Origin of the sequence: Sphingorhabdus sp. (assembly GCF_044357595.1) — a bacterium.
In the GTDB taxonomy this organism is placed as follows: Bacteria; Pseudomonadota; Alphaproteobacteria; order Sphingomonadales; family Sphingomonadaceae; genus Sphingorhabdus_B.
Genome location: NZ_JBIKPH010000137.1, coordinates 1 through 6,407, shown reverse-complemented (window position 1 = coordinate 6,407; position 6,407 = coordinate 1). Strand labels below are relative to the sequence as shown.

The following is a 6,407-nucleotide window of genomic DNA, read 5'->3' as shown; positions in this document are numbered from 1 at the left end:
GCTCGGCTTGTGGCGAGGGTGTAAGGTTGACTATCTAGAGGGACATCGACTGGGAGAGTTTATAGCCTTTCTCTGAGTTCTTCATAGGGCGCTTTTCCTTTGAAGGCTCCGTGTGGTCTGTTGAAGTTGTAGAAGGTTTCCCATTCGCTGAGCTTGGCTTCGAGATCGACGGCGCCTTTATAGCTGAGCAGTGTCCGTCGTCAGATCATTTGGCACTAATGGCTGCGTAAACTATCGGAGTATTGGCCTAGGAACGCCTGGGTGCTTTGTAAAATAAATGGGTGTTATGTAAAAAAAGTGGTTTTGGAAATTTTACAAAAGCAATCGGCCTAGCACCTAGGTTTTTTGGCTGTTTTTGTTGTATTGTAATAATGTAATATTGTAAAAATAATATATATGGAGCAACCAAATTTTATACACCCGCAGGGGAGAGCTTGCGAGACTGCCCGCTCAGTTTCATTTTCCCCATGCATCATGTATTTTCTTTTACATTGCTTACAATACACTTAAGTATATGAAAAACATAAATAAAACATTTCACATTAGTTTTTACATTAGCCCTTTTTTTATTACATTAGCCGTTTTTGTTTACAATAGATGGTTTCGTTCATGTTGGAGCCTAGGTAACATTAACAAAACCTTGACAGTGTCCAAAGCGGGCGCGTGTCTGCGCTTAATCAAGATAGTTCCCCACCCCTGTCGCCTAGAATTGCCGGGTTTTGGGGCTGGTGTAACTAGCCCCTGCTTTCCCTTATCCTACCCCAATAGTGAGATATACAACATCTTAGCGATATCAGATCTCTGCTCAGCGTCATTTGGAAGACAGGTCACTGAGCTTCGTCGCCCTTTGCACGTTGCATGATCCAAGTATCAATATCTTCCCCCAGCCAGCCTACAGCGCGGCCACCGGGGATAATCGTAAATGGTTTAGGGAATTGGCCTTTGGCAACCATATCCGCGAATTTAGCGCGGCTTACTCCGATGCGAGTACGCACCTCGTCGGGGCGGGCAATACGAATCGACCCACTGTTAACACTCTGTTCCATAATCCTTTTGGTCCTTTATGGGGTTAAAGAGACCATCTATTTGTGCGAACTTAGTTTTGTGCCTCATAGCAGGCCGGACGGTTTTTAATCCCAGAGACCAGACGCGGTAAGCTGCCGATACATTTCACTACGCCCGGCAATTTCTAACCTTGCCTTTAGTCTAAAGGTATTGACCCAGTTGATTACATCGCTTTTCCGGGCGCCTTTAGCCTTTTTGGCTTGTATGAAATGCGCGTGGTCAGCAATTACTGAGGCGGCAAGGTTGGCCTTTGGTTTCATTTCGCCACCACTTCTAGAGTCGTGTTTCCGCTTGGCCTTTGTTTCATCCCATTTGGCCTCCGCTTGAGCATTGAATAGTGGGAAGCCCTCACAATCACTGTCGTTTAAAGTCAGGACCAAATCGAACGGCACACCTGGCATAACGGCCTTCTTCAATTCAAGCTCGGCGGCACACGGCTCGTGTTTGTAGGGCGGGTATGGGTTACGTCCTTCCCTAATGCATCGGTCTACACGTAGCCGTTCACTTTCTGGATCCGCAAAAAACGGAGAGTGGGGCCGACCACGTTTGCCGCTAGCCATTATAAACCTACTTTGCCTATTGCAGTAACCGTCGCCGCCTGCGGTTGACGCGCTACGTAGCCAGCCCATAGTTCCATCAGCTTGAAGCGCTTCTCTAGCTGGTCCTGACGCCGATATGCAGCTTCCGCCTTGTCCTTGATGGTGTGCGCCAACGCCAACTCGAGTGTCTCATTTGCGAAGCTAGTGGTTTCCGCCGCCCAATCGCGAAACGTCGAACGGAAGCCGTGTGGTACATAGGCCGCGAAATCAGACATGCCTTTAATAACTGCGAGAAGCGCGCCGTTTGACATTCCCTTCTTACCGGTAGGGTTAGGAAACACATATTCACACTGCTTACCCTTCAGCATTTCTGCGATGATAGTTACCGCCCTTGTGCTCAGTGGGATGCGGTGTTCGCGACCGGCCTTCATGCGTTCAGCAGGTATCGTCCAAACCTTAGTGACAAGATCGATCTCATTCCACTTCGCGCCCAACACTTCACCAGATCGCGCAGCGGTAAGGATAAGAAATTCGAAAGCCTTAGGACTGATGCCCCTCTTGTCGCGCAGCGCCTGCACAAAGGCGTTAACTTCCTGATACGGCAGCGCAGGTTGATGCTTCACCTTCGCTATCTTGCGGGCCTTAGGTAGCAGTTGGTCAAGGCCGCCCTTTAACGATGCAGGATTATCGCCCTTGACAAGCTTACGGGCTTTAGCCCAGTCCATAACGGTCTCGATCCGCTGACGGACGCGACTGGCAGTTTCAGTCTTGGTGGTCCAAATTGGCTCAAGCACACCAAGTACCTGCTCCATGGTGATCTGGTCGACGGGCAATTTACCTAACGACGGGTATGCATAGGTCTTTAGCGTCGCTGCCCACTGATGACGATGCTTAGCATTTTTCCACTCATGCTGCTTGGTAGCTATACACTGAGCGGCGGCTTCTTCGAAAGTCAGGCGCTCACGCCACGCTACATTCTGGGTCTTGGCAGTATCACGGGCGTCCTTCGGGTCGATGCCTTCAGTAACCTCGTCTCCTGCTTCCCGAGCTTTTTCTCGTGCTTTAGCCAATCCAACGCTACTAAGGGGGCCAAGCCCAAGCTCACGACGCTTACCTGTGGTAGGGCTTGTGTAACGGAATACCCATGATCGCGCATATCCAGACGCACTTGCTGTAACCTGCAAGTTCAGTCCCGGCTGCTTCCCATCTGCCGTGTAGCCAATCTTTGTTGTCGTCTCGGCCTGACGAACAGTCAGGTCTGCCCTAGCGCTTCTACCCACCTTAATACCCACCTTTCAAGGCTAGATAGTAGTGAGTCCATTGCGATCTTACAAGAGGCTAAAACGATTTAACATACTGTAACACAATGTAATAATAATCCTTAGTATGGCTCACTGGACCCAACTGAGTAGGACTCCGTCTCCGCCAGGCTGTGGCCTTCCTAAAGGTGAACCCGCAAACCGATTTCAAGAAGGCCTAAAGGCCCGTCGCACTTTGCGGCACTGCGTGTGATCACGTTGCCAGATTAATCTTATCCCGCGTCTTGGTATCGAAATCAGCCGCGTCGTGCCGCTCATGCAACTGGCTCGCCGGATCACCCATCACGCGGTTGACCATGCGGCCCCTCTTGACCGCCCGACGTTCGGCAATCAGGTCCGTCCAGCGAATGACGTTTTTGTATTCATGCACCGAGAGAAACGCACCTGCATCGTAAATCAGGCCCTTAACCAGCGCGCCATACCACGGCCAAATTGCCATATCGGCAATCGTGTAGGCATCGCCTGCCATATATGTGCGCTCCGCTAGATTGCGATCCAAGACGTCCAATTGCCGTTTTACCTCCATGGCAAAACGGTCAATCGCATATTCAAACTTAAACGGCGCATAGGCATAAAAATGGCCAAAGCCACCCCCCAAATAAGGCGCGCCGCCCATCTGCCACATCAGCCAGTTGATCGTCTCGGTTCGGGCGTGATGCTCGGTCGGCAAGAACGCGCCGAACTTTTCCGCAAGATACAACAAGATTGATCCGGATTCGAACACGCGGGTTGGTTCTGGCGTTGAATGGTCGAACAAAGCGGGAATTTTGGAATTTGGGTTGGCGTCGACAAAACCGCTTGAAAACTGGTTGCCGTCGCGGATGTTGACCAACCACGCATCATATTCCGCGCCGCTGTGGCCAAGTGCTAACAGCTCCTCAAGCATTACCGTGACCTTCACGCCGTTTGGCGTTGCGAGCGAATACAACTGCATCGGGTGTTTACCGACAGGGCGTTCCTTGTCATGGGTGGCACCTGCGATTGGGCGGTTGATATTTGCGAACTGGCCGCCATTTTCGGTATTCCACGCCCAGACATCGGCCGGGGTATATTCGGAAAAAGTCTGGGTCATGCGATGCTCCTTGGAAATTGGTTCAGGTGCAACATAGCCATTGGATGCGCCTGCGCCACTGGAAAAAGCGTTAACTCGCTGCACGACTTGCAGGGCCATTTGCCGCCCGCCTGCTGACATCATATGCGAACATATAGAGGTTGACGGTCACGTAAACTTTGGCCTTAGTAGCGCTATAAAAGCTTACAGGAGAGCTCATATGCCGGCCACTGTCGAAATAACCAACGACATCGCCTTGATCCGTATGGACGACGGCAAAGCCATTGTGCTGACGGGACGTGATGGTCGCTTCTCGGGCGGGTTTGACCTGAACGCATTTGCCAGCCTTGGGGCCGATGGCGTGTATAGATTGCTGGATGCAGGCGCGGAGTTACTGCTTCGCTTGTACGGCGGAGTGTTGCCCGTGGTCGCCGCCTGCAACGGCCATGCGATTGCGATGGGTGTTTTTATCTTGCACGCGTGCGACACGCGTATTGGCACCGCAGGCGACTATAAAATTGGCGCGAACGAGGCGATCACGAGCATGAACTTGCCTATTTTCGCGATGGAGCTTGCACGCGATCGCCTGAATCCGTCGCACCTCACGCGCGCTATGATTCAGGGCTTTATCTATAATCCCGAAGGCGCAGTCGAGGCGGGTTATCTCGACATGCTTGCAGACGCAGGCGCGGTCGAAGCCAAAGCCATCGCCGTTGCCGGTCAGCTCGCGCAACTTCCCGCCCCGGCCTATGCATGGAACAAGGCTGCCATCCGCAAACCCACCCTCGACCGCATCCGCGCGAGCTTGGGCGCGCACCACAAACTTTGAAGACAGGGCTTAGGCGGGTACCAAAGGCGCACAGGCCTCCTGCGTCCATGTCAGTGCTGCGCCATCCAATTGCGGGCCGACAACGTCCAAGACCTGTGCGTGGTAATCGTTCCACCAGCACAATTCATCGCTATTGAGCAGACTGACGTCCACTAATGTCTTGTCGATAGGTGCGAAGGTCAGGGTTTCGAAACCGAGATAGCGCTCCTCTGCGCCGGCGATTGCGCGGTCCTCTACCAATACCAGATTTTCAATGCGGATGCCATATTCGCCTTGTTTGTAATAGCCAGGCTCGTTCGATAGGATCATGCCTGCCTGCAACGGCTCGTCGCTGCCCGCTTGCCCGCCAGCGTATTTGGCGATGCGCTGCGGCCCTTCGTGAACAGCAAGGAAGCTGCCGACGCCATGGCCAGTGCCATGTGCATAATCAAGGCCGGCCTGCCACAGCGATGCGCGCGCCATCGTATCCAATTGCGCGCCTCTTGTACCTTCTGGGAAGACTGCGCAGGCCAAGGCAATATGGCCCTTCAGCACACGGGTGAAGCGGTCTTTCATTTCTGCGGTTGGCGCCCCAGGGCCAACCCACATCGTGCGGGTAACGTCAGTGGTGCCGTCCAGATATTGTCCGCCGCTGTCGACCAAATAGATGCTGTTGGGTTCAATAGCCCGGTTGGTGCTTTCATCGACCTTATAATGGCAATGCGCGCCATTGGGGCCCGTGGCGGAAATTGTGTCAAACGACAGGTCTTTCAGCATTCCCGTATCTTCGCGAAACGCCTTCAGCTGCGCAGCCGCGGATAGTTCATTCAGCCCGCCCTGATACGCGGTTTCACGCATCCAGTGCAGGAACCGGCTCAACGCTGCGCCATCGCGGGCTTGCGCGGCGCGGTGGCCCGATTGCTCGATAGGGTTTTTAACCGCCTTGGGCAATATGGTCGGGTCGCGTGCTTCAATGATATGCGCGCCACCATTTTGCAGCGCACCGAAAATCGCGGCCACGGCACGGTCGGGGTCAACCGCAATGCGCTTGTCCTTCATCGACCGCAATTCCGGCACGAATTCCGACGGATCGCGCAGGCGCACCGCATTGCCAAGGTGGGCGCGGACGGCGTCGTCGATCTTTTCGGGTGCGACAAACAAATCCGCGGTGCCATCGGCATGGGCAAGTACGAAACTGAGCGCGACGGGCGTGTTCGACACGTCGGAGCCGCGCACATTCAGCAACCATGCGACCGAATCCAGCGCGGAAATCACCGTGCTGTCGAGGTTATTAGACGTCAGCCATTCAGCCACAGCGGCGCGTTTTTCGGCGCTGCTTTGCCCTGCATATTGGGTGTCATGTACGATCAGCTTGGCCACGCTTTTCTGCGGCTGTTCGGCCCACACCCTGTCGATTGGATTGCTTCTGACCGCAACGAGTTCAGCGCCCTTGGCGGCCAGTGCCTTGGTCGCGCTTTCGACCCAGCCTTTGGTGTGGACCCACGCGTCATAGCCAATGCGCGCGCCTGTTGGGGCGTGGCCCTTCAACCAGTCAGCAATGCTCGTTTGCGGCACGCCCACATATTGCCAATGTTTGCCATCGACCTGCTCGCGTACTTGAAGCG

General features: G+C 53.8%; 6 protein-coding genes and 1 pseudogene. 1 reads left to right on the top strand and 6 read right to left on the bottom strand.

The genetic code is table 11. The features are described from left to right. Nucleotides 1–59: 59 nt before the first annotated feature. The 5 genes and pseudogenes from ACIQ2T_RS11380 to yghU form a co-directional block, all read right to left on the bottom strand. Nucleotides 60–191 (bottom strand): annotated as a pseudogene (locus ACIQ2T_RS11380) (IS481 family transposase); the annotation flags it as partial. 636 nt (nucleotides 192–827) lie between these two features. Then, nucleotides 828–1,046 (bottom strand): helix-turn-helix transcriptional regulator, encoded by a 219-nt coding sequence (locus tag ACIQ2T_RS11375; protein WP_397590912.1) that lies wholly within the window; start codon nucleotides 1,044–1,046, stop codon nucleotides 828–830. Between the two features lie 84 nt (nucleotides 1,047–1,130). After that, nucleotides 1,131–1,466, bottom strand: a complete 336-nt coding sequence (locus tag ACIQ2T_RS11370; protein WP_397590911.1) for a hypothetical protein — start codon at nucleotides 1,464–1,466, stop codon at nucleotides 1,131–1,133. A 158-nt stretch (nucleotides 1,467–1,624) separates the two neighbouring features. Beyond that, on the bottom strand, nucleotides 1,625–2,884 hold the full coding sequence (locus tag ACIQ2T_RS11365) for a tyrosine-type recombinase/integrase (protein WP_397590910.1): 1,260 nt from the start codon (nucleotides 2,882–2,884) through the stop codon (nucleotides 1,625–1,627). 232 nt (nucleotides 2,885–3,116) lie between these two features. Continuing rightward, nucleotides 3,117–3,995 (bottom strand): glutathione-dependent disulfide-bond oxidoreductase, encoded by an 879-nt coding sequence (gene yghU, locus ACIQ2T_RS11360; protein WP_397590913.1) that lies wholly within the window; start codon nucleotides 3,993–3,995, stop codon nucleotides 3,117–3,119. A gap of 199 nt (nucleotides 3,996–4,194) precedes the next feature. On the opposite strand from yghU, the gene ACIQ2T_RS11355 reads away from it, so the two are divergent. Beyond that, nucleotides 4,195–4,803: a crotonase/enoyl-CoA hydratase family protein gene (locus tag ACIQ2T_RS11355; RefSeq protein WP_397590909.1), complete on the top strand. Its 609-nt coding sequence runs from the start codon at nucleotides 4,195–4,197 to the stop codon at nucleotides 4,801–4,803. Nucleotides 4,804–4,812: 9 nt separating this feature from the next. Here ACIQ2T_RS11355 and ACIQ2T_RS11350 read toward each other — a convergent pair. Next, nucleotides 4,813–6,407, bottom strand: a 1,595-nt coding sequence (locus tag ACIQ2T_RS11350) for a M24 family metallopeptidase (RefSeq protein ID WP_397590908.1), incomplete at its 5' end; no start/stop codon positions are given.